Source organism: Chitinophaga solisilvae (assembly GCF_009928525.1).
In the GTDB taxonomy this organism is placed as follows: Bacteria; Bacteroidota; Bacteroidia; order Chitinophagales; family Chitinophagaceae; genus Chitinophaga; species Chitinophaga solisilvae.
Genome location: NZ_JAABOK010000010.1, coordinates 142,458 through 169,227, shown reverse-complemented (window position 1 = coordinate 169,227; position 26,770 = coordinate 142,458). Strand labels below are relative to the sequence as shown.

The window sequence follows — 26,770 nt, the reverse complement described above, 5'->3', positions numbered from 1 at the left end:
AATCTAAATCTAAAAAAATTACAGCTTGCTGATCCGGCCCATTCCGGATACAGATTTGGTAATGCTGGGCTCTCCTTTATACTTCACCTTGGCTACGCCGGATACCTGTACATCCAGCTTTTTCTCTGCAAACACCCTGGCATCGCCAGCTCCGGACATTTCCACAACTACCTGCTGCGACTGCAGCTCATCTGCATAAATCTGAGAAGAACCGGAAGCCTCGTATTTCACTTCTCCGATAACGCCTTTAAGGTTTACCTTACTGGCGCCGGACATACCCACATCCAGTTTCTTCGCAGTAATATGCAAATCCGCTCTGGTAGCGCCGCTCAGATCCAGACTCATATTATCGCCTTTCAGCTGCCCCTGGCCGGTAATATTGCAGGCCCCGCTGGCAGAAAGATTACCTACCTCTTTTGTGGTAACATATACCGTTACATCTTTGGTAGGATTCAGGTTATATCCTCTTTTGGTACGGATTTCCAGCCCATTTCCCTTTACCACTGTTTCTATATACTGCTGCAGGTTTTCTTCTGCCTCTACCCTGATGCTGTTGGTGCTTCCCTGCTGTACTACCAGGTTATATACAGCGGAGGTGCTGATATCCTTAAAGTTACCTGCAGTACGGTTTTCTGAAACTACCTTACCATTGCCTTTTACCCTTTCAAAGTCGCCCGCCCACACAAAGGACATTAATAATCCTGCTACCATGGCTACAGGCAGTGCCGTTAATACATACTTTACGATCTTGTTCATAAGGTTTAGTTTGGATGATTTTTTATGGTATAGATTTTAGAATGGAGCTGATTAATAAACATCCAGCTTTGCATCTGACTGCACGCCTTTAATAATAATGCGGGGCGACTGTTCTGAACCTCCGCCGGCCTGTGCTGTATAACTGAGGGAGGACGTGGATTTGTTGCTCACCACATTCTTCAGGTCGAGGCCACCGGTTTTCAAATCCCCGTTCACCATTTTCGCCTGCAGCTGCAGCGGCTGTCTGCGCGCCACATTCATACGGAGGTCGCTATAGGTCAGAACAAATTCGGCATTTTTAAGGGATGTCGCTACTTTATTCACCTTGATGTCGGCATAAGTACCTTTATAATTGATAGACTCCAGCAGTTCCAGGATTTTAATATCCGTGAAGGTTACTTTACCGCTAAGATTTCCCACTTTTTCAAACTTCGCGTCGCCATAGGTCACATCAAACTGCACGTCAGTAGCATTGCCTATTTCAAAATCACTGTAGCTGGAGCTGGTGATCCAGGCGCTCACCTGGTCGGCACGTACTTTAGAGTAGCTGCTTTGAATATTCACCTTTCCGGCTTTCCCGATTTTTCCCTTATCGCAGTAGCTGATACGGAGGTTCAGGTCTTCCGCTTCACGAATATCAAAGGTGCAGTAGCTCAGTGCCATTTCTGCCGGAAAATTCAGCCTGTCGGCCAGCACATCCCCGAACTGATTGGATACTTTCAGCCGGGCCAGGCTCTGTGGGATATACACATCGTAATCAATATTCACATATTCCTTTGAATCCCTCCTGCCGTTACTCCAGGAAAACCAGGAAGATCCTGATTTGGTAGGATTGTAACGGGTACGCAATGCCACCTCTCCGCCATTCTGCTCTGCATCAATTTCCACCATCTCTGCTATGCCCTGCGCTTCTGTGTCTGTTTTACCAAAACCGGTGACAGCAATCACGGCTTTTATCTCATTCTTATTCCAGGTATGGAAGATAACCTTCCCGTATTTATTACTTACATTAAAAACTGCGCCGGCGCTAACGGTAAACTCTTTGGTGATTGTTCTTTTATAGGTGACATCTCCGATTCGCGCAAATGTGAACAGCGGTAGTAACAAGCATAAGAAAAAACTAAATTTCAGCTTCATATTGTTTCTTTTGTTGTGAGGGAGCAGCATGTTTTTCATGTAATGCTTCCAGGATTTTATCGAGCAGGTCAAGTTTCATCTGGTAATAGCGGATCATGGCGCCCCTGATGCGCTGATTACCAGGATTATTATTCAATTCTTTTTCCAGTGTCTTATAGGTATCATTGCGGAGCTGCAATTCCTGCAGGGCGGCACTGTCCAGCCCCAGTTCACTGGCAGGGTAAGTGTTGATCAATTCCAGCTTTTCGTTTATCCGTGAGGTATAGTACACTTTTGCATCCTGCAGTTCCGGTACTACTACTGCCAGATCCTGTTGCTGATGCCTGGTTTTAGCCATGTAATACAATACGCCTGCATTTGCCAGCAGCACTGCTATCACGGCAGCCTTAAACCAGGTTCTGCCCAGCAGCTGTACTACCTTACCTTTGCGGCGCTCCCCCAGTTCTTTCTCCAAAGCGTCCCAAACCCTGGGTGATGGCCCCGGCCCCTCAAATTCCTCCCGGTGTTGCTGGATAAAACTTTCTAAATTGTCCGGCATTAATGAATTAAATTTTGCTGTTTTACAATCTGTCTTACTTTTTCCTTTGCCCGCATGTACTGTGTTTTGGCAGTAGACTCCGTAATACCCATCATTTCTGCGATCTCACGGTGTGAATACTCCTCAAAAAGATAGAGATTCAATACAGTACGGTAGCCATGTGGAAGACCATGTATAGCTGTTTTCACAGCTGCGACTGTCATGGTGAAGCTGTTCTCATCTATCGCCGTTTCTTCCGCCACTTCTACTTCTTCCACTTCTTCAAAATACACTTTCTTCTTACGCAATGTATTCAGGCAGTGATTCACTACTATCCGCTTGATCCATGCACTTATGCTGGTATCGCGCTCCAGTTTGCCGATGTTACGGTGTACCTGAATAAATGCTTCCTGTAAGGTGTCTTCCGCATCACTAACGTTACCGGTCATACGCAAACAAATATTGTACATGGCTGCTGAGTAGGCGTCGTACAGTTCGCGGAATGCGCGGACGTCCCCTTTTTTGCAGCGGTCTATTACATTCCCGGCTAATTGCGTCTGATTCAAGTTGTTTACTGATGCTTTCATTATAAAGACAATGATTGTAAAAAAGGTTGCATCCCTGGGAGGCTGATGGTGCTGTTTTTTTGGTCTTTTGAATCGTAATCCTGCTCGATTACTTTCTTATTAAAACAATATCAATATGTTATACAGAATAAAAATTTATTAATTCCAGTTGATTTTTTTTTCAAAATTAACCGATCCCTGTCTTCTGCCTGTTGCAAATGCTGCGAAACGCCTCTTTTATGTGACGAAACAGCGGAAGTTTCCTTTTAACCAAAAAGCGGTGGAAAAGTATACGCAGCCCTGCGAAAGGGCCGCGTATCTCCATCCTTATATATACCTAAAAAACCTTCGCATATAAGGAGCTTACTGGCTCTGTTTCACGCGGTCCTGCTCTGCTTCCAGGCCGGTTTTGCGGCTGCGTGCTGCCTTCACATTGGTATTACCGAAACGGTAGTTAAACGTGAGGCGTACCTGGCGGGCATCCCATCTGCTGCTGATAGCAGTGTATCTGCCGGCATTATCAAAGGAACCACGGAAGTAATTGGTATTAAACACATCTGTTATGTTCAGCTTCACGGATCCCTTGCCTTTCATCACCTTGTACTGTGCGCCCAGGTCCAGTCCGCACATAGACTTCATCCTGAATAATCCTTCTTCGGCGATCTGCGGAGATACATAGAAGAAGACCGCTTCTGCCGTCAGGTCCTTTGTAAGGGTAAAAGTGTGCTGCGTGCGGCCAAAGAAGCCGGTGGCAGACAGCTGCACCAGGTTATTGTTAACCATTGTTTCAAAGATGTTGTGCGATACGGAGATGGTATTAAAGGTGTTCCACCATTTGGTAACCGGTATCGGCATGGACACATTCAGGTTGAAGTTATCGGACTTGGCCACGTTCATGTATTTGTACCGGATCAGGGAAGTATCACCGGTAGCCTTGTCCACATCAGCTTCCAGCAGCCTGGTCATCATATCCTTGGTATGGGAATAGCCAATGGAGGTAATCAGGAACTGCTTGAAAGTATGTGTGAGCTCAAAGTTGTTGGAGTACTGTGGCTTCAGACCGGGGTTACCAGACTGTTTGGTATATCTGTCCAGGTAAAACTCAAACGGATTCAGATCTTCATAGCTTGGACGCTGGATTCTGCGGCTGTAGGTCACTCCCAGGGTATTGTTCTTGTTCAGCTCATACGTAACGGCAGCACTGGGGAACAGGTTGAAATAACTGGAATCGTTCTTAATGACATTTGTTTTACCTCCTTTCTGTGATTCAGAAGTACCGGTGATGTGTGTATACTCGCCACGCAGACCCAGTTGCACATTCCATTTTTTGTACTGCTTGTTGTAGTTCACATAAGCCGCATTGATATTTTCTTTATAGATGAAGTGGTTGGAACGGTTTTCATCCGGTATCCAGTTGTTGCTGCGCAGAGAATCGAAACGGGCGTCATTGTCGGTGGTTACAAAACTCACCTTGGCGCCGGCTTCCAGTCTGGCATTATTTTTCAGCGGATGCGTGTAATCAATTTTAGCGGTTTTGATTTCCACGGTAGCCGGCTGATTGCTGCGGGAAGTATCACTGCTGAGAAAACGTTTTCCGAGCGCGTCGGTGGTGAAGGCATTGATGCCGGAAGACTGCCTGTCGGAGTTCCTGGCATAATCCAGGTCAATGTTCAGTTCTTTACCGGTAGAATCCAGGATACCGCGGTAGTTCAGGTTATAGGCGCCTCTTTTCCAGCTGCTGGGATTTTCTGTCCGGGTGTTCAGAATAGAGTCAATGATAGCACCGTTTCCGATGGTCGTAACTGCGTGGGCCGGGTTGGAACGGTCGCGGAAGGCCAGATCAGCCATCACGCCAATAGTATGGCCTTTGGCAATGAAGTAGTCCAGTCCTGCTTTGGCAGCGTGGTAATCGGAACGCTGGCTGATATCATTCTGCTGATCGTACACTCTCCGGTCGCCCTTGTTGTCATTAAAGGAACGGTAAACAGTCAACGGATTTACCTGTTCTCTGTGATAATAGTTATAGGAACCAAACAGGTTGAATTTCTCATTGCGGTGGTTCAGGTTAAGCCCTCCGTTGTAGCGGGTTCTGTGCCCCTGGGAAGCGCTCACGGTAACGTTACCGTTAGTACCGTAGTTCTTGTTCTTTTTCAGTTTCAGGTTGATGATCCCGGCATTACCGGCCGCATCGTATTTGGCAGACGGGTTGGCGATCAGCTCAATCTGCTCCACATTGGAGCTGGGCATACTTCTGAGCAGTTCCACCACATCCTGGGAAGACATATTGGTGGGTTTACCATCGATCATGATAACCACTCCATTTTTTCCCTTCATGGAGATGTTACCGTCTTTGTCCACATTAATGGTCGGAGATTTTTCCAGGACTTCCATGGCGGTACCACCGGCTGCGGTAATACTGTTCTCCACATTCACGATCATTTTATCTGCTTTCTGTTCCACAAAAGGTTTGCGGGCAGTTACATCTACTCCTTTCAGGTTTTTGGAAGCCGCTTCCAGTGACAATGCCGGTACCGTATAGGCGACGCCGTTAACACTGAAAGGTTTACTGTATGCTTTGTTCATGCCCATGGCAGCTGCTGCTACCAGGTACTGGCCTTGTTTAATGTTATCAAATTCATATTTACCGCTGATGTCGGCTACAGCTCCTTTCACCAGGGAGGAGTCTTTAGCCTTTAATAAGGTTACGGTTGCAAACTCAACCGGTTTGTTACCCGCCTGCGTGATTTGTCCGTTTACTTTCGGACCACTCTGGGCCTGTGAGGATAACGCAGCGCTTAACACACTCATTGTCAACGTAAACGCTTTAAAAATTGCTTTCATATAAGGGCGATTTAGATATTGCTTTTTAGGTAAAATGGCTTTGAAATATTTCCGGCTTCCCGGAGGTTCTGTTCATTTTTAAAGAACCTTACTTTATCTACTACAGTAGTTAGTCCACTACATTACCTTAACTACTACATTGCAAAAATAGGTATCTTGCATTACATAGTACATAACTTTACATAAGCGGTCTGTAGATAGGGATGATTGGTAAAAAGAAATAAAAGTAACAGGAAGACGATCAGGCACAGGAAAGGTTACCCTGATTGTGTCGGGTGGTTAAAACCTTGTATTACAAGACATTTTGCAGGTATGAGCGGCAAAAACAAACGGTGGGTGGAAAAAGAAGAAGCTGATTAATTCAGGCTTTCATCAATCCGGAATACATGATGATGATCATCCTTCCTGCGATGGAAGAATTGCATGACATATACAAACAGTACTAATATGAAGAAAACTACAATAAATAACCATGTATTAATGACATAGTTAATAAAATTGTGGATAGAAAAATGTCCGGCCATCAGGATTTCTGAGGTCCACCAGGCAAGCTGATCCGTACGGGGGTTAAAATCCAGATAAGCATTACCGGCAGTAAAATGCACCTGTTTAGCCAGCATCGGTAACACCTCCCGGATATGATTCAGTTGCGCCGGAGGGGCAATGGCGTTAAAACATAAGGCTCCCTTTCTGCTCAGTATCCTCATTTCATAATTGACAACTTCACGCGGTGCATCACTGAAATGCAGCAGCCGGGCCAGGTGAAGGGTATTATCCTGCCTGTTATAATAAGGCAGAAAAGCCCACTTCATTTCGGTGGCTACACTATAACCATGCAGCCTTCTCCAGATATTTTCCTGGTATAGCTGCTGATTCATGCGGTGCATCAGCAGGGTGTAATTAATATGTAACGCTTCCTGCTCACTCAGATAACCGGTAGTATCATTGGAGATGACGATACCAGACACCTCCCGGCCGGATTGTACCGGCAGCAATACCCCCAGGCAATCCGGATTAGAGGCATTCCCCCACAGGGTTTCCACGAGTACACGCCCTTGCGCCGCATCCAGGAAACGGTATCCGGCAGGTACAGACAGCACCGCCCCATTACTTAACGGTATTTCTCCATACTGGTATTTAAAGGAAGCCTGAATTAGATCGGCTGTATCCAGGCGGTCATATTTATTAAGACTGTCTTCCCTCACCGTTGCGGAAGCGCCGGCAGAAATAAACAGTATGCACACATACAATAAGGTATAATAAAACCTACGCATAAATACCAAAGGGGTATAGGTTAGTGATCAGCTTAACAAATATGGATCTGAAAACAGGTAAAAGGCTATCAAGGGATCTGGATAAAATTAATAAAAGCTACTGCAGTAACAGGGCATTCTTGCCTGCCGGCTGTTTTGGCCGGCAGGCCGGATTTTCTCTATTTATTTTTTATAAGCTTAGGATTTACAAATTCCCATTCCAACAGGTGGGAAGTCTGGTGCTCTTTTTTCAGAATATCTTCCAATTGCTGCACCAATTCAGGATGAGCAGCTGCTACATTTTTTGTTTCTGCTACATCTTCCCGCAAATTAAATAATTCCCAAATAGCATTTTTATTTTTCTTCATATTACTTTTCACCCCTTTCCAGTCGCCGATACGTACTGCTACCTGCCCTCCTTTTTCGGGAAATTCGAAATACAGATAAGGATGCTGCTGCTGTCCGGCTGCATTACCTTTCATAGCCGGTAACAGGGAAATACCATCAGAGGGCGGAGCAGCAATACCGCTGATATCCGCAAAGGTGGCCATCATATCAAACTGCGCACTGATCAGGTCACTGATACTGCCAGCAGGTATCCTGCCTGGCCAGCGGGCTATGAACGGCTCACGGATACCACCTTCATACAGATCCTGTTTTGCACCACGCAAACCGCCGTTGCTGTTGAAAAATTCCGTATCGGCGCCTCCTGCCGGGAAAGTAGCGCCATTATCGCTGGAGAACATAATAATGGTATTATCATCCAGTCCCAGATCCTTTATCAGCTGTAAAACCTTGCCCACCTGGGAATCCAGGTAAGTAATCATAGCCGCATAGGTAGACCGGGGATATAACGTGGACGCATACCCTTTTTCTCCCCGGTACGGTTGCTCCGGAAATTGGCCGGCATAAGCCTTCACGGCCGAATCCGGCGCCTGCAAAGACACGTGTGGTCCTGTGAACGGAAGGTAGAGGAAGAAAGGTTCATGCTGATGGGCTTTGATAAAGGCGGCCGCCTTCTCCCCCATCTTGTCCATGGCATAATCCTTTCCCTTGAACTTGTTATACGCGGCATCCCCTGTTTCATCATCCCGCAAACGCTGATGTACATTGATAACCGGGTTACGCAGGGTATCCCATTGCTCGTTTTCCCATAAATGGGTCGGATAAAAATTGTGGGCCTGCTTCTGATCCAGGAAACCATAGAAATAATCAAATCCCTGCAACCGCGGCGAGCCGGTATTGTCCGGCATACCAAGACCCCACTTGCCCACAGCGCCTGTTGCATACCCTGCCCCCTTCAGCATACGGGCAATTGTCAGCGTATTTTCCGGGAGCGGCATCTGGCCCCCTTCTGTACTGTCGGCAAATCCGCCGAACTCATAATTTCCCCGGATATAGGAATGACCGCCATGACGGCCTGTCATCAGCATACAGCGGGAAGGGGCGCAGACCGGCGTACTGGCGTAATGCTGCGTAAACTTCACCCCCTCTGCTGCCATCTGATCCAGATGCGGAGTACGGATTTTAGTCTGGCCATAGCACCCCAGCTCGCCATAACCTAAATCATCTGCGTAGATATAAATGATGTTGGGCTTTTTTCCTGTTTTCTTTTTCACTGCAGACTGGGAGAAGCATAATAGCGGGAGCGCTGCTAACAGCCACCCCATGATGCCTGCCGGCAATAGAGCTGTTTTCATTGTTCAGTATTTTTCGGGTGATCCCCCAAGATAGAAAAAAGCGTTTATTTCTCCAGCCGAAGATTTTCCAGCAGGTCCGGCAGTTGCTCCTGCAGCAGCGTAAAGAATTCTCTTTCTTCTTTTCGTATATGCGCTTCCAGGTGAGTGGCAATTCTGTCCATATCTTCTTCCAGGTTCACGCTTTCTGTGATAGCGCTGTATAACCCGGAGATATAACGGTGTTCCTGTTGCAGTTCCAGCATCATGGCATCAATGGCTGCATGTTTGCCGGCGCATTTCTCAAACAGGTATTCTTCTTTCTGTATGTGCGGCACCATCAGCTCCTGGAATACTTTGACCATATATTCAAATCTGGCCTGTGTTTCCAGCGGATAACCCTCATAGGGAGCCGCATTTTTCTTCAGGTAGCGGCACACAAATAAAAGCCGGTTATGCTCGTGCGACAAAGGAATCAAAGTAGGATGACGTTGCATAATGCTATCAGGAAGCGGCTACCGCTTTGTTTTTACGGCAATACCATATCAGCACCAATCCACCTATCACCATGAGGGCAGATATAATTTCCGCCTGTGTCGGATGAAAACCGAAAATGCTGTATTTCGTATTCACTCTTATTTTCTCGATAAAAAATCTTTCTACCCCATTAAACACCAGGTAGATCCCGAAGATAACGCCCGGGATGGTAATTCTTTTGCGGATAGCCCAGAGGATGCCGGTTAAGAGAAGACAGGCGATTATTTCATATAACGGTGTAGGATATACGCCCACCGGCAGCACCTTACAGTACTGACCATCGCAGCCTGGCAGTGTCACCCCTTCGCGGATAACGTTGTGGGGATAACCATAGGCAAAGAACCAGTCAGGCAGAAAGCCCAGTGATGCAGGTTTTGCGAAAGGCGCATGAGGTATGTGCGCGACATCCGGGTACTGTTGCTGAAAGTAAGCCAGGTTCTGCTGTACTGCCTTATTGAATTCGGCAGGCGCTACCTGTGCCATATGACCGGTAGTATCCGTGATGTAGGCGCTGTTATAAATCCCCCAGTCCCCGTCTCCGGAGAACTGGCAGCCCATTCTGCCGATGGCATAGGCCAGCATCAGGGCAGGCGCAGCACTGTCAATCAGGTGTTTTACACTGATCTGTTTTTTCCGCGCATATATAATAATGATAGTTGCAGCTACGATAAGGCCACCGTAGAAAGTAAGGCCACTGAATGAAAGCAGTGCGCCTATGGGGTCCTGTACGAAATCATTCCAGTTTTCCAGGTTATGGAACACTTTTGCACCGAGCAGTCCGGCAACGGCCGCCATCACAATAATATCCGGTACGCGCTGGTGCGGCCATATATTCACGGTTTCTGTGACAGGTTGTGCATCTTTATTTTTTCTGGATTTGCTGTATTTCAGATAAACCAGCAGTGCAGCCAGTAGCAGTCCGGCAATGAAGTTCCCCTGGCCCGAGAGAATGAATCCCTGAAAATCCTGCGAAGCAGTATCCCAGTTCAGGATCAGGCCTACGCCTTTCCAGCCGAGCAGGAAACCCATGATACCGTTACTGATGAGTTCACCGTTGGTAGCGGGACCGTTTACGCGTTGCTTTTCTGTTACGGGTTTCAGCCAGCCCAGCTTCTCCCGGCGTTTCAGCTCCAGGGTAAGCACATAGGCGCCGGCCAGAAAGGCTACAGCTACAAAAAAACCAAATGTTTGAAAAATTTTCAGGACGGGGATCTCTAAGCCAAACAGATCTCTGAAAGCGTAATATAAATTAGGATACATAGCCAAAAAAAATTGGTGATCTGAGTTTTCCTATGAACAAAGCCGAATTTAATCAAAAGGAAAATCAAACCACCAAAGTACGATGCAAAATCGAGATTCGAAATTTGAATCCGAAATAAAATAATGTATTAGCAATATTGATTGAACGCGTCGGCGAGGTTCGCTGCAATCATCTGGGCAGGACGGCCTTCGATCATGTGACGTTCAATGAAATGTACTAACTGCCCATCTTTAAACAGTGCAATAGCAGGAGAAGACGGAGGATAAGGCAGCAGGTGAGTACGGATCTGTTTCACTGCTTCCACATCAAAACCGGCGAAGCTGGTGGTGAGTCTGTCCGGCTTCTTTTCGCTGTTTGCTACCGCCATCAATACACCCGGGCGGGCAGTACCTGCCGAGCAACCACATACAGAGTTAATTACTACCAGGGTAGTACCTTCTTTCTTCAGGGTATCTTCCACGCTGTCTACCGTTACCATTTCTTCAAAGCCATTATCTGTTAACTCAGCCTTCATTGGCATTACTAATTCCGCTGGATACATATTATTTAAGTTTTTTTCTGTTAGAATTTTCGACAAAGTTAAAGATATCGGGTGAAAAAGTAAAAAAATGCCCTACAAAAAAGACTTTTTGACACAACATATACAATCAAACAGACACAATGTCATAATCTGTAACGTTTTTACTAACAAAATAGCAGTTTTAGTGGCATGGTATCCGATTTGATCTGTATCCGGTATCAAACAAAAATTGATTTCACACTAAAAAAATTATAGAAACTATGACACACGTAAAATTCAACCACAGCCCGCTCCCAAGAACATTTAACGGAATCGTTGAAGACATTTTCAATGGTGGATGGAACAAGTATATCAAAGATGATTTTCTGACCAACGACTTTTTTACCACACATCCTCCGGTAAACATCGTTGAGACTAAAGAAGCCTTTGTACTGGATGTAGTAGCTCCGGGCTTCTCTAAAGAAGATTTCAAGATCAGTGCAGATGAAAAGGCTATCACCATCAGTGCGGAGAAGAAGGCTGAAAATAAGGTTGAGGGCGACAAACAGGTGCGCCGTGAATTTAATTTCAAATCTTTCAAACGTTCTTTCAGCATCTCTGATGCGGTAGATGCAGGTAAAATTCAGGCCAGATACGATAATGGTATCCTGAAAGTGACCTTACCTAAAAAGGAAAACAAGCAGGAAACACCTAAAGAAATAGTAGTGGAATAAGGGATAGTCAGCTTCCACCCGGAAGCTGCAAAACATGGGGGTTAAAAGAGGCGCCATCCGGCGTCTCTTTTTTTATGTGTATAATTCACACAAACGTTTAATCCCGCGAAGTCTATTAATACGATAATTTGCTCATTCAAGCGAGCTCCCATGGCAAAGCAAATTAAGGAAGCCTGGTTATTTACCAGGAGCATTTACCGCGGCTCAGAAAAGGCGGTTATCGGCAAGGTGCTGATACGTACGGATGATACTTATGAACAGGCAAAGATCAGACTCATCTTCGATTATATCTTTTTCTATCTCCTGCTGCTCATCCCTATTATGTTACTGGCTATGATCAGTCAGAATGAAGTGAATATGATACTTATTCCCTTCCTGGCAGCCATGCTGCTCATCTGCCTGTTTCTGCTGAAAAAGGGCGTGGCGGCCGGATCTGTAGGTATGCTAACCTCGTTCAGCACGATGGTAATGCCTATACTATCCTCCTTTTTCAATAACCAGGACCTCTCACCCAAATACGCTACCATATGGATGATGAGTATCCTGCTCAGCTACATTACGGCAAACCTGCGAACGGCGCTGGCGTTCTGCCTGGTGCTCTGCTCCTATCTTTGCCTGGTGGCCTATATCAAAACCAATAACGTGCAGACCTATGTCACACCAGGCTATTCCGCTGCCTTCCAGTACGTTTCCAATCCGGTTATCGTCGGCCTGTATATGTTATTCCTGATCAGAGCCCTGGGCCGCTACTACCGGAACATTATCTCGATGGAACAGCAGCGCACCCAGGAAAAACAAAAACAGCATCTGTCCCTGATTAACCAGAACCTCACCAAACAGTTCCTGCTGGTAAAGGGCTTTTCCCGCTCCGGCAAATCCGCTTTTGTCAAAGGAGAAATGGAACTGCTGGATGCCTGTTTTACCGAAATTGAAAAGCAATGCGGTACTGCCATCAATTACCTGAACGAATCACAGGACGAATAGACCCTACACGTCTGTGTGAGATATTATGTTTTTTACCCGTATATCACTTTCCCTACCATTGGAACAGTAAAAAATACCTTTTCACTCCCTGCCTTAACTTTGTTAATGATTTGTAAACGCAGTAATAATAAATTATTGCTAAACCAATCAAAACTGTTAAAATAAGGTTAAAAAAAATTACAACTTTTTGGTCTTATCCATAAAATCAGCCCACTGTATATTTGTCTCAGCAATTTATCCTCCTATTGTCCTTATGCTATTGGATATCATCTAACCTATGCCATGGATTGGGCTTTCAGCAATGAAAGCCTTTTTTTTATTTTATTATTTGATTATTTGAGATTTGTTTCAATAATTGGAGCCCCCGGGGGGATTTTCGGATTTTCGGATTTTTTGATTTTGAAATTTTAAAATGCAGCGAGCATATTCGCGGAGATCTTTGCTGCATTTTAAAATTTCAAAATCAAAAAATCCGAAAATCCGAAAATCCCCCCGGGGGCTCCAATTATTGAAACAAATCTCAAATAACTAAATAATAAAATAAAAAAATAAGCCCCCCGAATAATCGGGGGGCTTTCAGTAGGATTACTAACCCATTTTTTTAATAACCCAATATTTTAAGCATGCTTTGAGCAGATTGTTCTTTGGCATACAACCAGTCTTTCAGCTGACCGTTTTTGTCGTATCCTACAATCACGTGTTTCGGGGAAGGTATCAGACAGTGTTTGATACCGCCGTAGCCACTGAGCTGGTCCTGGTAAGCGCCGGTATGGAAGAACCCGATGTAGAGGGGTTCGCCGGTTGACTGCTGCTTAGGCAGGAATACAGCGTTTATATGCTCTTCAGATGTGTAAAAGTCGTATCCATCGCAGGTAAGACCACCCAGGTGCACTTCCTGGTATTCCTGGTCCCACTTGTTGATAGGCAGCATCAGGAATTTCTCCCCGATTCCCCAGGTATCCGGTAAAGTGGTAATGAAAGAGCTGTCTATCATATACCAGGACTCTCTGTCGTTCTGCATTTTTTCGCCCACCACGCTGTAGATCACGGCGCCGCTTTCGCCCACGGTGAAGGAACCAAATTCCGTATAGATATCAGGTACGGGTACTTTGTTCTTTTTACAGGTGCTCTTGATGTTCGCTACAATTTCGTTGACAATATAGTTGTAGTCATAATCAAACCCTAAGGAGTGTTTGATCGGGAATCCACCACCTATATTGATACTATCGAGTTCAGGGCAGATTTTCTTCAGCTGGCAGTACAGGTTGATAACCCTGTTGAACTGGCTCCAGTAGTAGATATCATCTTTGATCCCCTTGTTCATGAAGAAGTGCAGCATTTTCAGCTCAAACTTCTCATTTCCCTTGATTTTATCCACGTAATATTCGAGAATATCGCGTGGAGGAATACCCAGGCGGGAGGTGTAGAAGTCGAAGCTGGGCTCTTCTTCCGCGGCAACGCGGATACCCAGTTTCACCTTTTCCTTGTCCTTCCGGATGTTCCTTTTGTAATCTTCCAGTTCCTCTTTGTTGTCCAGCACCGGGATCACATTCTTAAAGCCGCTGTTAATCAGTCTGGCGATGGATCTGGTGTATGCTTTGGTTTTAAAACCATTGCAGATAACAAAGGTGTCCTTGCTGATCTTCTTTCTTTCGTACAATTTGTTGACGATGTCGATATCGTAGGCAAAAGACGTTTCTATATGCACTCCATGTTTCAGGGTTTCCTCCATAATAAAGGAGAAGTGCGAACTTTTGGTGCAGTAGCAATAGAAATAGTTTGCGTCGTACCTGTTCTTTTTAATCGCATCATGGAACATTTTCTTTGCCTTATTGATCTGCATTCCGATCTTGGGAAGGTAGGTCAACTTAAATGGCGTTCCATACTTGTCAATCAGCGCCTTAATGTCCAAACCGTTAAACTCCAGGTAGTTGTCTTTAACTTCAAAGCCCTCCTGGGGGAATTCAAAAGTTTGTTTAACGAGGTCTGTGTAGGTGTTGTTCATTTAAATCTGCAAATGAATTAGTAATAAAATAAACTACAGGATAAATGCTCCTTTTCCTCGCTGGAAACTCCTGGTTTACACACCTACGTCAGTTCGAACCCAGCAAAATTGGTTGCAAATCTAAATATTTTGTCGATTGCTGCAGTAATTTTTTTCCAGAGGTGTTAATTTAAAATAAGCAAATACCATTGCAAATATACAAACAATTATAAATCAGCTGATTGAATAAATTTATTTAATATTTTATTTCTCACCTTTGATCACCGCCAATGCCTGTTTTCCTTCACAAAAAAGCAGGTCCAAAATGCTCAATCCGGGAATAAAACCGGTTCTTTCCTGAAATACCTGGGTATACTGCGGGGCATCTGCGCGAATGATACCGGGTAATATGGTATCACGGGCATCGGTAATACCGGGCACTACCTTTTCATAGCTCTCGGTAAAGGTTACCACCGGCTGAATGCTGAGCCTGCTGTTCACCCATTCAAAGCACGCGATGTTCCAGTCGAGCAGAAAATTAAACGGCTGTTCGAACAGTCCTTCCAGATCCGCTTCATAATATTCGAACCAGGGGGAGCGGCGGTAAGCAGACACCAGTGTTTTCCAGTGCAGCGCCTGCCATTTTTCCTCATTACTGATTTTTACATCCTTCATAACAGTGCGCTGGTTCTTGCCTTTTGTCAGCGGAACACTCAGGATCATGCGGCCGTTTGGCCCGGCTACATAACAACGGTTGCGGAAACTTACCTTCTGATAGTGTTCATATTTTTCAATCTTTAATTTGTCGTGTTCAATTAAAGTTTTATAAAAATCAATTGGGGGAAAATATTGAGATTCAATAAGTAATACGTCACTTTTTGCATTCTCTGTCATAATGTCAAAATTTTAACCTGCGTCTGTAAAAATCAATTCTTTCACCTGCTGATTCACTTATAGTTAACTACTTAACAATTAACTTCAAGCATTTGATGAACAATTCATAGAAAAGTTATTCATATGCTAATGAAATTAGTAAATAGCCGGTTGAAGCGAAATATCAGGCAAGTGCAAAAATACTAAAGATATTAGTTGATTTAGCGTTCATTTTAAACGAACACAGGAAGGGAATCCAAGATAACAACATTTTATAAAGAAACAATTTTTTTATATGTATGAAATCGTCTATTCAAAAACCGGGCTCTCCCCTATTCCCCCGTTAAATGTTTCCTAATTCAACCGGCATTATTTGAGAAATAAATCCTTTACTGTAGGTTTGAGGAAAATTTCAAAGTTGAAAGCAATCCGTTTTATATTGATCATTTTTGCCATCTGGGGCATGGCGAGCTCTTGCGAAAAGATGAAGGACCTGGAGTTTGTCAGAGTTGCCAATATGCAAATGGAAGAGCTGGGTATGAGCAAAAGTATCGTACGGCTGACCTTGGCATATTACAATCCCAACAATTACCGCCTTCAGCTGAAAGATGCCAACTTCGATCTGTTTTTTGATGATACGGAAGTAGGTCATTCTATCCAGGATACCATCATTAACATTCCCTCTAAGGATACTTTCTACTTTCCGGTGAAACTGGAAGTGAATATGGCCAACGTATTCAAAAATGCTTTCAGTGCATTCTCCAACAAGGAGGTGACCATCAAAGCCACCGGCAAATGCAAGGTGGGTAAAGGCGGGGTATATCTTCCCTTCCCCATCAAATGTGAAACCAAACAGGCTTTAAATTTCTTCTGATACAGGACACCCGATCAGCTGCAAAATGCGGATAATATGACGGATTTCATCCAGTCTGCGGACAGGTGACAATCCGGCTGACCTGCGTACTTCATTAATATCGGTCAGCAGCTGTCCGGTTAACACTCCCTGCAACATAGCCGACTTATAGGCCATTGCTGTTTTCAGGGCTGCGGCTTTAATCCGCAGCGAATGCGGGCTATATCTGCCGGGATGCAGATGAACCGGTTGTGCCGGCTTGTCGGACAACCGCAGTATCCAGCGGGAGCCATCGGTCAGCACAACCGTCATAAACCCGTTGCCGGCAGCCAGGTGCGCGGCATAGCTTTCTGCCGTATCAATCCCCTGTTGCTGCAGTGCAGCAATGATTTCTTCAAAAATAGTTTCGGGCGTTAAATGTCCGGTGTACATATCCATCTGGGAGCCACCGGTTTTCAGCAGCGCTTCCTGCAGCGTTGCTGGCATAGCCTGCTGTAACAGCTCATCCAGGGTTGCCAGGTGATGTTTCAGCGGATTAAAAAGGATACCGGAAGTGGAGAGCGGGTGAATAGGGAGAATATTTTAAAAACAGGCAGGGCCGGTGATGAACCGGCCCTGTGTATTATGTTAGTGTTTCTTTCCTTTGTCCATGCCACCGCCATCTTCAGGCTTCTTGCAGCAGGTAGGTAACTTGCTGTAAGATTCCGGGTTGGCAGTTATATTGTCTGCATCATAACCTGCATTGGCGATGCCGGTCTTTACATTTTCAATGTTGGTGCGGTCGTCCCAGTACTTAATGGTGGTGATATGTTTTTTAATATCCACCTTCACGGATTCCACCCCTTCTTCCTGTGACATATATCTTTCGATACGGTTCTTACAGGATTCACATTGTACAGTTGGCGTGCTGATTTTGGCTGTCAGCAGCGATTTCTTTTTCTGCTGCGCGGTAGCCATGCCCACAGCCGCTACCAGTAACAGCACCACTAATTTTATGATTCGCATAGTTTAGAATTTAACATCCGAATATACAAAAAAAGTAATATTCAATAACGCTATTTCCCCCATTGATCCGGAGCGCTTCTCCAGGCCTGCAGGGTAGCGATTTCATCAGCAGACACAATTCCTTTCTCTTCTGCCAGTGTTATCATTGCACTGTAATTGCTCAGGGAATGGAAAGGTACGCCTGCTGCTTCAAATGCTTTTACGGCCACATCAAAACCATAATTGAAGATAGACACCATGCCGATTACTTCACCACCGGCCGCACGGATAGCCTGTACGGCTTCCAGGCTGCTTTTACCGGTTGAAATCAGGTCTTCCACTACCACTACCGGCTGACCAGGCTGCAACACCCCTTCTATCTGATTGCCCATACCATGCTCTTTCGGCTTGGAACGTACATAGATAAAAGGCAGTTTCAGCTGATCCGCTACGAGGGCCCCATGAGGTATACCCGCAGTAGCTACACCCGCAATAACAGCGGCATCCGGGAAGGTTTCAAATACCACATTGCACAATTCTGATTTCACATAATCGCGCACATAAGGATAAGATAAAATCTTCCTGTTATCGCAATAGATGGGAGATTTCCATCCGGAAGCCCATGTAAAAGGCTGGGCAGGACTTAATTTAACCGCCTGCACCTGCAGTAATTTCTCTGCAACTTGTTTTTCTCTTACTATACTCATACAGGCATCAAAATTAATATCTATTCCCCTGAATTAATCATACCTTTTCAAAATAATGTTACACGCATTAAATTTGCATCATGCAAGCAAACAAGACGATCTACCTGAATGAGCACCCGCTCATTATCAGCGAAAACATAGATGCCATTCCCTCAAATGTAGCAGGGGCTAAGATTTACACCAATCCGGATACACAGAAGATTGAAAAGGTACTGGAGAAAATGGAAACAGGCAAAAGAGAAGCAGCCATATTTCTTACAGATGATGTCAGACAACTTTTTAAAAAGGTAGCCCTGCATTTTACGGTGCTGGTAGCTGGCGGCGGACTGATTACCAACACTGCAGGCGAAGTATTGCTGATGTTCCGCAGAGGTAAATGGGATCTGCCCAAAGGGAAACAGGATCCGGGGGAAGATCTGGAAACATGCGCCATCAGGGAGGTTGCAGAGGAAACCGGGCTGCATTCCATCACGTTGCAGCATAAAATCACGGAAACTTTCCACTATTATCCCATGAAATCGAAAAAGGTGCTGAAGCATACCCACTGGTACCGTATGCAGTTCACCGGTACGGAACTGACTGTTCCGCAGATCGAGGAGGATATCCAGGATATCCAGTGGGTAAAGCCGGAAAACATTGAAAAGTACCTGAAGTATTCTTATGAAAATATCAGAGAGGTATTCCGGGAAGAAAAGATTATCGCTTCGCTAATATAGCTACGGTAAGCCGGCTCACGCATACCAGTTTATGCTGATCGTCGGTGATACGTATGTCCCACACATGGCTGGTAGCGCCGATGTGCAAAGGTTTTGCGACGGCGTGTACATACCCGCTTTTCACACCACGGATATGGTTGGCATTGATTTCCATCCCTACGCAGATATATTTCTCCTGGTCAATAATCAGTGCGGAGGCAACACTGCCAACCGTTTCCGCCAGTGCAGCGGAGGCGCCGCCGTGCAGTAACCCGTACGGCTGCACGGTTCTGTGATCTACCGGCATCATGATTTTCAGGTAATCCGGACCAATTTCCGTGAACTCCATCCCGAGGTATTCGCCCATGGTCTTGCTGCTCATTTCATTCAGATCATCCAGGGACACGTTTGTTGAATGCCATATCGTTTTCATAATTGCTGCTTTTAGGTTTATTGCTTCCGGTTTTGCATACCCTCCAGCACGGCTGCCGGGAGGAAAGGCGTTACATCGCCGCCATAGCGGTAAATGTCACGTACCAGTGTGGAGGCAATACTGGAATATTGCGGGGAGGTAGACAACAAAATGGTTTCTATCTCAGGAGCAACGGTGCGGTTCACATCTGCAATCGCTTTTTCATATTCAAAATCGCTTACATAACGGATACCGCGGAGAATGTACCGGGCGCCTATCTTTTTACAGAAGTCTACCGTCAGTCCTTCATAAAAGGTTACTTCCACACGGGCATCCTCTTTATAAATATTCCTGATCCATTGTATCCGTTCCTCCGGTTTGAACATGGGTGTTTTACTGCTGTTCACACCGATGCCTATCACCAGGCGGTCGAACAGGTCCAGTCCGCGGTTGATGATATCGGTATGCCCCAGTGTAATAGGATCGAACGTACCGGGAAATAAACAAGTCCTCATGAAAATGTAATGATTTAGTATGTTAAGGTCATCGTTTCAGTTCTTCTCTGTTGATGAATATGGAGAAGATGGTTCCACCGTAACTTCTTTCCGAGCGATAATAGGAATAGTTACTGAAATCCTGTATCCTGGTGTGCTCTATTACCAGCCAGCCTTCCGGGTTAAGCAGCTGCCGTTCAAAAATAATTCCCGGCAGTTTGGAAAGGGTATCCATGGCATAGGGCGGATCCGCAAAGATGAAGTCAAACTGTTCCGTGCATTGCTGCAGGTATTTGAACACGTCTGCTTTAATCACCTTCAGCGTACTGATATCCAGCAGCTTTGCCGTTTTGGTAATAAACTCCGCCATGGCCGGATCTTTTTCCACGATGGTCATATCTGTAGCCCCCCTGGAGGCCAGTTCGTAGCTGATACTGCCGGTGCCGCCAAAAATATCCAGTGTTTTTAAGGAAGGTATTTCCAGGTTATTCTCTATAATATTAAACAGTCCGCCTTTGGCAATATCTGTAGTAGGCCTTGTATTAGGCATTTTTGCAGGCGGTTGAATTTTTCTGCCCCCACTCTCTCCTCCGATTATACGCATAATGCTAACGCATACAGGTTATGAAAATAATATCCGGGGATTTCCTGCATCTTCGTGATGTAGTTGAAACCCGGCAGTCTTTGTACCCACTCCAGGTGGGGAATAAACTTATACATCTCCTGGTACACGGCGGTATCATTTGCTACGGCGCCGCCCAGTTTAACTTTTACCTGCTGTTCATTCAGTTGCAGCTGACGGAGGGTGTTCACCAGGAGGTATACCACGTCAAGCCCGTTCTGGTATTCATTTTCCTGCTGAATCAGCAGTTTACCTTCTTTATAAATGGTAATGGTAAAAGTGCTGCGTTGCACTTCTACGAATGCAATACCGGCGGTGTGCCGGAAATCAAAGTCCAGCGGATAGGATTGCAATAAGGCCGAATGGATATGTATTACCTGGTCCGAGGAAAATTCTTTCCGCAAAAAGCCCAGCAGGTCCTTATCCACGCTGTAAACATTGACCATAGGCAATCCTGGCAGCTGATCGGCTAATATGGCTTCCTGCATTTTTTCCGGCTGTGACAGATGCAGGTATTCCTTTTTGATGGAGGACATATAATACATCTGGGGCACCAGTACTCCCGCCCCCGTGTCAAAGGCCAGCAGTACGGATTTAAAGGCGGTAAACAGCAGTTTGTCGATATCAAATACTTCCTCGATCATTTCCAGATCGGCCAGCGCCAGCTTCTGTGGCTGAAAGTGGTATGATTTCAGCGCGAGGAATTTTTTGGAGACCGGTTCAAACACCACATAACTGAAGGTTCCGCTCCCCACCAGCACCAACAGATGGCAGGCCGTGAGGTCAGTCTCCAGTAAAGTTTCATCATCTACTGTAAACGCAGGATGGATGTTGTAAGCCACGGGCATGTTTTACATTTCAAATGAAACACAATAATAATCTTTTTAGTTAATTGCTGAGGGAGTTTTGTCATATTAAATAGGGAGATGATAGCGGGAGAATTATCTTTGCTGCCCAAGCCCATCAGATAAACGTTACGAATTATGCAACTGGAAGTCAATAACCGGCAGATTCTCAGGATAGCGACACCTATATGCCTGGCGCTCATTATTCCACAATTGAACCATATGACCAACACCGCCTTCCTGGGCCGGCTGGGGGAGCTGGAGCTGGCGGCCAACGGCATTGCGGGAATTTACTACCTGGTCATGTACATGATAGCTTATGGTCTTAACAATGGCCTGCAGGTACTGATTGCGCGCAGGGCGGGCCAGCAGCAGTATACCGGCATTGGCCGGCTGTTTGGCAACGGCCTTGGCATGGGTACGGTTTTCGCGCTACTGGGCATCCTCATCACCCTGCTGGTGGCGCCCTGGTTTTTCTCTAAAAGCCTGCATAACCACGCCATCCTGGAGGCGGCGGTTTCGTTTATCCGTATCCGTATCTGGGGCCTGCCCTTCCTGATGGCCCTGAATATGGTAGACGCCTTCTATATCGGCAGCGGCCATTCCAAAGTGCTGGTCATCATTTCACTGTGTCAGGAGCTGGTGAATATCTTCTTCGACTATACGCTGATTTTCGGCAAGCTGGGGTTTGCGCCCATGGGCCTGAACGGGGCTGCTACCGCCTCTATCATTGCGGAATGTACCGGGGCGGCCGTGGCGTTCAGCATACTGTTTATCCGCAGGTATCATATTCAGTATTCGCTGTTCCGGTACTGGCGGCCAGACTGGGCAGTTATCAAAAGTATTCTGAATGTATCGGCGCCGCTGATAGTGCAGTTCCTCTTCAGCATCGGCAGCTGGTTCATCTTCTTCATCTTCATTGAGCATCTGGGAGAGCGTCCGCTGGCCATTTCCAATATGTTGCGCAGCATTTTCGGTTTCTTCGGCATATTTACCTGGGCACTGGCCGCCACGTGCAACACCATGGTAAGCAACGTGATCGGGCAGGGCCGGGAGGAGCTGGTATTTCCGGCCATCCGTAAAATAGTACTGATCAGCCTGGGCTGCGCCGTCACCGTATGTATACTGGTGAATCTCTTCCCCTACACACTGCTGCACATTTATACCAACGATGCCAGCCTGATTACCGCGGCCATCCCTTCCATCCGCATCATTACGCTGAGCACCATCCTGATGGCAGTAGCTGCCGTTGTGTTAAGCGGCGTTACCGGCACCGGCAATACCCGGATGAACCTCCTCACGGAGTTCACTGCCGTAGCCGGCTACATGATCTATTGCGACATTGTGATAGAAAGAATGAAAAGCCCGCTGCACCTCGCCTGGGGAGCCGATTTCATATACTGGATTATTATTTTCGGGCTGAGCTTCTGGTATTTGAGGAGCGGAAGGTGGAAGGGGAAGGTTATTTAAATTGCGAATTACGAATTGCGAATTACGAATGTAGAAGCGAAGATCAAAGCGTATATTTAAAAGGATAATCAATAAAACATCCTTTTAAATATACGCTTTGATCTTCGCTTCTACATTCGTAATTCGTAATTCGCAATTCGTAATTCGTAATTATTATCTACTGAAGATCATCAAGCATTCTTTTACAATCAGCTTTAATACTCGCGTCATCCTGGGAGATGTTGCGGAGTGTAAGTGCTTTTTTCAGCACTTCGATGGCTTTATCCTGTTCATCATTTGATTTATAGGCGCGGGCCAGTTCGTAATAGTTGAGGATGAAAGCGGGATCGAGCTGGCGGCATTTTTCGTAGTTGGCGATAGCATTTTTCAGGGAGCCGTCAGGGAGGCCGCCGAAGAGCATTTTGGCGGCGCCTCTTTCAAAAACGTTGAGGTTGGCAACTTCGTAGTTCCATTTACCCAGTACGTGATAGGCCTGTGCCAGGTTAGGATTGAATTTGATAGCCAGTTCCGCATACTTCTTTACGTCTTTGGAGGCGGCTACTTTTTCTTTAGCACCGGAGATGAGTGCCATTCGTCCCATGGCGATGGCCATGGCGAGGTTGGCATCCGGACTATTGGGATTTACTTTCAAGGCGGCCTGTGCGTAGGTTTTGGCCTGATTGAAATAATCTGTTTTGCTGCTTTTGTCTTTCTGACGGTTGCCGATGCGGGAGCATAGCTGGCTGGCCTGTGTCAGCGCCCGGATATCATCCGGTTTTATCTTGAGGATTTCCTTGTCTTTCTCAAAAGCATCTGATTCTTTCATCTGCAACTCCAGTTGCCTGGCCTGTTCCACCATTTCATCCACAGATTGTGCGTTTGCCAAAAGAACAGAGAACATCAGGGATGCTATTGCCATGATCCGTTTTATCATAGGACTGGTATTTTACAGCGTAAGAATTGTTGATTAATTGATAGATATAAATCTACGAAAAATTACACATTGTAAACACGCAGGCGGGGTCAAAAGTTTTCCGTGGCTCAGTAATCCTTTGCCAGCGAAACCAGGGAATTACGGATACTCGCACCCATAGGAGGATTCAGCTTACGCAGCGTTACAATGCTATGCTGAATAGCCGGATAGCGCTCCTTCAGTACGGCAGTTATTTCATATACCACCTCTTCCAGCAGCGGTTTAGGCGTTGCCATCACCACTTTGGCAATATCGTAAAGCCCCTGGTAATTAACCGTTTCTGCCAGATCATCCACCACTACGGTACCGGGTATACGAACAGTAATATCCAGCATAAAGTCATTCCCTATAATGGTTTCTTCCGGATAATACCCATGATAGGCACGGAAAGCAACTTGTTCTAATGCAATAGTTAACATAATTATTAAACTTGAATTACAAATTACGAATTGCGAATTACGAATGAAGCGAAGATAAAAACGAAGATGCAGGAAGATTAACTATTCAGGATCTTCGTACATCTGCGCTCTTATCTTCGCTTCATTCGTAATTCGCAATTCGTAATTCGTAATTATTATGATTGGTGTTCTTTCGCAGATAAGTATCTCTCTGCGTCCAGTGCAGCCATACATCCGCTGCCGGCGGCAGTTACAGCCTGGCGGTAAATCTTATCCTGTACGTCGCCGCAGGCGAAGACACCTTCAACGCTGGTACGGGTGGTGCCTGGTTCGGTAACGATGTAGTCCTGTTCATCCAGCTTCAGGTAATCTTTGAAGATAGCTGAGTTTGGCTGGTGGCCGATGGCTACAAAGAAGGCGCTTACAGGGATATCTTTTTTCTCCTGTGTTTTATTGTTAACGATTCTTACGGCTTCCACTTTTTTATCGCCCAGTACTTCTTCCGTTTCGCTGTTCCAGTAAACGATGATGTTGGAAGTTTTCAGTACGCGGTCCTGCATTACTTTAGAGGCGCGCATTTCGTGTTTGCGTACCAGCATATGCACGGTGCTGCACATTTTGGAGAGGTAGAGTGCTTCTTCGGCAGCGGTATCGCCGGCGCCTACGATTGCTACTTCCTTGCCGCGGAAGAAAAATCCGTCACATACGGCGCAGGCGGAAACGCCGCTGCCGTTCAGACGTTGTTCGGAAGGAAGTCCCAGCCATTTGGCGGAGGCGCCGGTAGCGATGATGATAGCATCGGCAGTGATTTCCTTCTCTTCGTCGATAATTACTTTATATGGTTGTTTACTGAAATCCACGGAAGTGGCAAGACCGTAGCGGATGTCGGCGCCCATGCGGGTAGCCTGTTTTTCGAAGTCCACCATCATTTCTGGACCCTGAACACCTTCCGGATAGCCGGGATAGTTTTCAACTTCGGTAGTGATGGTAAGTTGTCCGCCAGGTTGAATGCCCTGGTACAATACTGGTTTCAGGTTGGCTCTTGACGCATATATTGCAGCGGTGTAACCGGCAGGACCGGAACCGATGATCAATAAATGCACATGTTCTTGTTTGTTTTCCATACTTTGTTTGCTGTATAATTATTTTCCTCTAATAATTGTGTGGCAGGTTTCCGGCATCTGCCGGTGGCCTGCTGAAACTGCCTGTTTCCGTATTTCTTCTTAAAAGAGACCGTAACCGGTCTTTTTTACCCCCGGCGGATGCTTTAAAGATACGCCAGTGTCCGGAGAAAATTCAAATGTTATGCCGTTCCGTGCCTGACGCTTTGCAGCAGCCGTTGCTGCAAATGCTGTTCCCGCCTGTAATCCGCTGCCACAGGCCGGATCGCAACAACGTTGCAATTACCTGTATATCTGCCGGCGGTACCTGTATGCAATACTGACACGGCAGGGTGCCAACTCTTCATGGACGTAATGGCAGCCGCAGCTGATACAGCTCCCGTGATATACGGATCAAGCACCGGAGGGTGATAATACCTTTTATAATCAGCGGATTGCGTCGGCCTGCAAAAATAAGGGGAGTTCACAATATAAAAACACCGGCCATGTATTTACAAGGCCGGTGTTCTTATAGAATAAAGAGGATTTATAGATTTGTCTATCTGGTCTGTCACATCATAAATAACTAAACAACCAAATAACCAGATAAATAAATGGTATTATCCCAGGTAGGATTTCAAGGCACCGCTATAGCGGGCTTTCTGCAGCCTTTTGATAGCGCGTTCTTTGATTTGCCTGATTCTTTCCTTGGTCAGATCATACTTCTGTCCGATTTGTTCGATAGTTGCTCCGTTTTCACCATCCAGACCAAAATAAGCATTCACAATTTCTGCTTCACGGGGACTGAGGGATTTTAACACCCTGCGGATTTCTTCGCGAAGAGAATCTCTCATAACATCGTCATCGGTAATATCACCACCTTCCAGTAAGTCGCCCATTGCTACGTCTTCTGCTTCGTGCACAGGTGCATCCAGAGACATGTGGCGGGTATTGCTTTGGAAAATATTGTTGATTTCCGACTCAGACATTTCCAGGATTTCTGCGAGTTCCTCGGTAGACGGTTCACGCTCGTTTTCCTGTTCAAATGCCATGTAAGCTTTGTTCGCTTTGTTGTACGTGCCGATTTTATTTTGTGGCAGACGCACAAGACGACCTTGTTCTGCCAACGCCTGTAAAATGGACTGGCGGATCCACCATACAGCATAAGAAATGAATTTGAAACCTTTTGTTTCATCGAAACGCTGCGCAGCTTTGATCAAGCCTAAATTACCTTCATTGATAAGGTCGCTGAGGCTAAGCCCCTGGTGCTGATATTGCTTTGCAACGGAAACAACGAAACGTAAGTTTCCTGTAGTCAATCTTTCAAGAGCCTTCTGATCGCCCATTTTAATGCGCTGCGCCAAAACGGTCTCCTCCTCAGGTGTTAACAAAGGGATCTTCGAGATTTCCTGCAGGTACTTTTCTACCGCCTGCGAATCACGATTGGTGATCTGGGTGGCAATTTTAAGTTGCCTCATATGAAAAATTGTATTGGTTTATAAATTAAATAACAGCGAAAGAATAATTTTGTTTGAAATTTGAAAATTTTATAACTTACAAAATTTCCCGCGCTTTTATTCGTTTGTTTTAATTAGCCTGCAAAGATCGTGCTAACCAACC

Annotated in this window: 28 protein-coding genes; 5 read left to right on the top strand and 23 right to left on the bottom strand. The window is 45.8% G+C overall.

Features of this window, described 5'->3' with window-relative positions; translation table 11 throughout:
* Positions 1 to 18 precede the first annotated feature (18 nt).
* The 10 genes from GWG06_RS20980 to GWG06_RS20935 all read right to left on the bottom strand — a co-directional run bounded on the left by GWG06_RS20980 (position 19) and on the right by GWG06_RS20935 (position 11,085).
* Positions 19 to 756 (bottom strand): head GIN domain-containing protein, encoded by a 738-nt coding sequence (locus tag GWG06_RS20980; RefSeq protein WP_127034550.1) that lies wholly within the window; start codon positions 754 to 756, stop codon positions 19 to 21.
* 51 nt (positions 757 to 807) lie between these two features.
* A complete protein-coding gene (locus GWG06_RS20975) occupies positions 808 to 1,893 on the bottom strand; it encodes a hypothetical protein (RefSeq protein WP_160715709.1) in 1,086 nt (361 codons plus the stop codon).
* On the bottom strand, positions 1,877 to 2,431 hold the full coding sequence (locus GWG06_RS20970; protein ID WP_127034545.1) for a hypothetical protein: 555 nt from the start codon (positions 2,429 to 2,431) through the stop codon (positions 1,877 to 1,879). Before GWG06_RS20970 ends, GWG06_RS20975 begins: the two co-directional genes overlap by 17 nt.
* Positions 2,431 to 2,997, bottom strand: coding sequence for an RNA polymerase sigma factor (locus tag GWG06_RS20965; RefSeq protein WP_127034543.1), 567 nt, complete (start codon positions 2,995 to 2,997; stop codon positions 2,431 to 2,433). The genes GWG06_RS20970 and GWG06_RS20965 overlap by 1 nt, the downstream gene beginning before the upstream one ends.
* A gap of 342 nt (positions 2,998 to 3,339) precedes the next feature.
* Entirely contained in the window at positions 3,340 to 5,817 is a 2,478-nt protein-coding gene (locus tag GWG06_RS20960; RefSeq protein WP_160715707.1) for a TonB-dependent receptor, read from the bottom strand.
* A 356-nt stretch (positions 5,818 to 6,173) separates the two neighbouring features.
* On the bottom strand, positions 6,174 to 7,091 hold the full coding sequence (locus GWG06_RS20955) for a DUF2167 domain-containing protein (protein WP_160715705.1): 918 nt from the start codon (positions 7,089 to 7,091) through the stop codon (positions 6,174 to 6,176).
* A gap of 158 nt (positions 7,092 to 7,249) precedes the next feature.
* Positions 7,250 to 8,770, bottom strand: a complete 1,521-nt coding sequence (locus GWG06_RS20950; RefSeq protein WP_235938461.1) for an arylsulfatase — start codon at positions 8,768 to 8,770, stop codon at positions 7,250 to 7,252.
* Positions 8,771 to 8,814: 44 nt separating this feature from the next.
* Complete coding sequence (locus GWG06_RS20945) at positions 8,815 to 9,243, bottom strand: hemerythrin domain-containing protein (protein ID WP_127034536.1); 429 nt, start codon at positions 9,241 to 9,243, stop codon at positions 8,815 to 8,817.
* Positions 9,244 to 9,250: 7 nt separating this feature from the next.
* Positions 9,251 to 10,543 carry a prolipoprotein diacylglyceryl transferase gene (locus GWG06_RS20940; protein WP_160715703.1) on the bottom strand — a complete coding sequence of 431 codons (1,293 nt, stop codon included), beginning with the start codon at positions 10,541 to 10,543 and terminating at the stop codon, positions 9,251 to 9,253.
* Between the two features lie 128 nt (positions 10,544 to 10,671).
* Positions 10,672 to 11,085 (bottom strand): BrxA/BrxB family bacilliredoxin, encoded by a 414-nt coding sequence (locus GWG06_RS20935; RefSeq protein WP_160715701.1) that lies wholly within the window; start codon positions 11,083 to 11,085, stop codon positions 10,672 to 10,674.
* Positions 11,086 to 11,324: 239 nt separating this feature from the next.
* On the opposite strand from GWG06_RS20935, the gene GWG06_RS20930 reads away from it, so the two are divergent.
* The gene (locus GWG06_RS20930; RefSeq protein WP_127034531.1) at positions 11,325 to 11,777 is read left to right on the top strand and encodes an Hsp20/alpha crystallin family protein; all 453 of its coding nucleotides are present in this window, start codon (positions 11,325 to 11,327) and stop codon (positions 11,775 to 11,777) included.
* A 150-nt stretch (positions 11,778 to 11,927) separates the two neighbouring features.
* A complete protein-coding gene (locus tag GWG06_RS20925) occupies positions 11,928 to 12,761 on the top strand; it encodes a hypothetical protein (protein ID WP_127034529.1) in 834 nt (277 codons plus the stop codon).
* A 601-nt stretch (positions 12,762 to 13,362) separates the two neighbouring features.
* Here GWG06_RS20925 and GWG06_RS20920 read toward each other — a convergent pair.
* Together GWG06_RS20920 and GWG06_RS20915 are read right to left on the bottom strand one after the other, a co-directional pair.
* Positions 13,363 to 14,766 (bottom strand): type III PLP-dependent enzyme domain-containing protein, encoded by a 1,404-nt coding sequence (locus GWG06_RS20920; RefSeq protein ID WP_160715699.1) that lies wholly within the window; start codon positions 14,764 to 14,766, stop codon positions 13,363 to 13,365.
* A 243-nt stretch (positions 14,767 to 15,009) separates the two neighbouring features.
* Positions 15,010 to 15,639: a WbqC family protein gene (locus GWG06_RS20915; protein WP_160715697.1), complete on the bottom strand. Its 630-nt coding sequence runs from the start codon at positions 15,637 to 15,639 to the stop codon at positions 15,010 to 15,012.
* Between the two features lie 397 nt (positions 15,640 to 16,036).
* Between GWG06_RS20915 and GWG06_RS20910 the strand changes: the two genes are divergently transcribed.
* Complete coding sequence (locus tag GWG06_RS20910) at positions 16,037 to 16,492, top strand: LEA/WHy family protein (protein WP_160715695.1); 456 nt, start codon at positions 16,037 to 16,039, stop codon at positions 16,490 to 16,492.
* On the opposite strand, the gene GWG06_RS20905 is transcribed toward GWG06_RS20910, so the two are convergent.
* From GWG06_RS20905 to pyrE, 3 genes are all read right to left on the bottom strand, one after another.
* Positions 16,478 to 16,957: a hypothetical protein gene (locus GWG06_RS20905; protein WP_160715693.1), complete on the bottom strand. Its 480-nt coding sequence runs from the start codon at positions 16,955 to 16,957 to the stop codon at positions 16,478 to 16,480. The two genes, GWG06_RS20910 and GWG06_RS20905, sit on opposite strands and share 15 nt — an antisense overlap.
* Before the next feature lie 141 nt (positions 16,958 to 17,098).
* Positions 17,099 to 17,476 carry a heavy-metal-associated domain-containing protein gene (locus tag GWG06_RS20900; RefSeq protein ID WP_160715691.1) on the bottom strand — a complete coding sequence of 126 codons (378 nt, stop codon included), beginning with the start codon at positions 17,474 to 17,476 and terminating at the stop codon, positions 17,099 to 17,101.
* Between the two features lie 50 nt (positions 17,477 to 17,526).
* Complete coding sequence (gene pyrE, locus GWG06_RS20895) at positions 17,527 to 18,162, bottom strand: orotate phosphoribosyltransferase (RefSeq protein WP_127044250.1); 636 nt, start codon at positions 18,160 to 18,162, stop codon at positions 17,527 to 17,529.
* 80 nt (positions 18,163 to 18,242) lie between these two features.
* On the opposite strand from pyrE, the gene GWG06_RS20890 reads away from it, so the two are divergent.
* The gene (locus GWG06_RS20890; protein WP_160715689.1) at positions 18,243 to 18,878 is read left to right on the top strand and encodes an NUDIX hydrolase; all 636 of its coding nucleotides are present in this window, start codon (positions 18,243 to 18,245) and stop codon (positions 18,876 to 18,878) included.
* Here GWG06_RS20890 and GWG06_RS20885 read toward each other — a convergent pair.
* From GWG06_RS20885 to GWG06_RS20870, 4 genes are read right to left on the bottom strand one after another with little or no spacing between them, the layout of a single operon-like run.
* The gene (locus tag GWG06_RS20885) at positions 18,859 to 19,290 is read right to left on the bottom strand and encodes a hotdog fold thioesterase (RefSeq protein ID WP_127044248.1); all 432 of its coding nucleotides are present in this window, start codon (positions 19,288 to 19,290) and stop codon (positions 18,859 to 18,861) included. The two genes, GWG06_RS20890 and GWG06_RS20885, sit on opposite strands and share 20 nt — an antisense overlap.
* 17 nt (positions 19,291 to 19,307) lie before the next feature.
* Positions 19,308 to 19,784: a pantetheine-phosphate adenylyltransferase gene (coaD, locus tag GWG06_RS20880; protein WP_160715687.1), complete on the bottom strand. Its 477-nt coding sequence runs from the start codon at positions 19,782 to 19,784 to the stop codon at positions 19,308 to 19,310.
* 28 nt (positions 19,785 to 19,812) lie between these two features.
* Positions 19,813 to 20,313 (bottom strand): RsmD family RNA methyltransferase, encoded by a 501-nt coding sequence (locus GWG06_RS20875; protein WP_235938460.1) that lies wholly within the window; start codon positions 20,311 to 20,313, stop codon positions 19,813 to 19,815.
* A 44-nt stretch (positions 20,314 to 20,357) separates the two neighbouring features.
* Positions 20,358 to 21,227, bottom strand: coding sequence for a DUF3822 family protein (locus tag GWG06_RS20870; protein WP_158631677.1), 870 nt, complete (start codon positions 21,225 to 21,227; stop codon positions 20,358 to 20,360).
* A gap of 141 nt (positions 21,228 to 21,368) precedes the next feature.
* Between GWG06_RS20870 and GWG06_RS20865 the strand changes: the two genes are divergently transcribed.
* Positions 21,369 to 22,700, top strand: coding sequence for an MATE family efflux transporter (locus GWG06_RS20865; protein ID WP_127044244.1), 1,332 nt, complete (start codon positions 21,369 to 21,371; stop codon positions 22,698 to 22,700).
* A 157-nt stretch (positions 22,701 to 22,857) separates the two neighbouring features.
* Here the strand turns inward: GWG06_RS20865 and GWG06_RS20860 are convergent, their stop codons facing one another.
* From GWG06_RS20860 to GWG06_RS20845, 4 genes are all read right to left on the bottom strand, one after another.
* Positions 22,858 to 23,613, bottom strand: coding sequence for a hypothetical protein (locus GWG06_RS20860; RefSeq protein ID WP_160715685.1), 756 nt, complete (start codon positions 23,611 to 23,613; stop codon positions 22,858 to 22,860).
* A 107-nt stretch (positions 23,614 to 23,720) separates the two neighbouring features.
* A complete protein-coding gene (locus GWG06_RS20855; protein WP_160715683.1) occupies positions 23,721 to 24,071 on the bottom strand; it encodes a dihydroneopterin aldolase in 351 nt (116 codons plus the stop codon).
* Positions 24,072 to 24,226: 155 nt separating this feature from the next.
* A complete protein-coding gene (gene trxB, locus GWG06_RS20850) occupies positions 24,227 to 25,174 on the bottom strand; it encodes a thioredoxin-disulfide reductase (RefSeq protein ID WP_160715681.1) in 948 nt (315 codons plus the stop codon).
* Positions 25,175 to 25,770: 596 nt separating this feature from the next.
* Positions 25,771 to 26,628, bottom strand: coding sequence for a sigma-70 family RNA polymerase sigma factor (locus tag GWG06_RS20845; protein ID WP_012793808.1), 858 nt, complete (start codon positions 26,626 to 26,628; stop codon positions 25,771 to 25,773).
* Between the last annotated feature and the right edge of the window lie 142 nt (positions 26,629 to 26,770).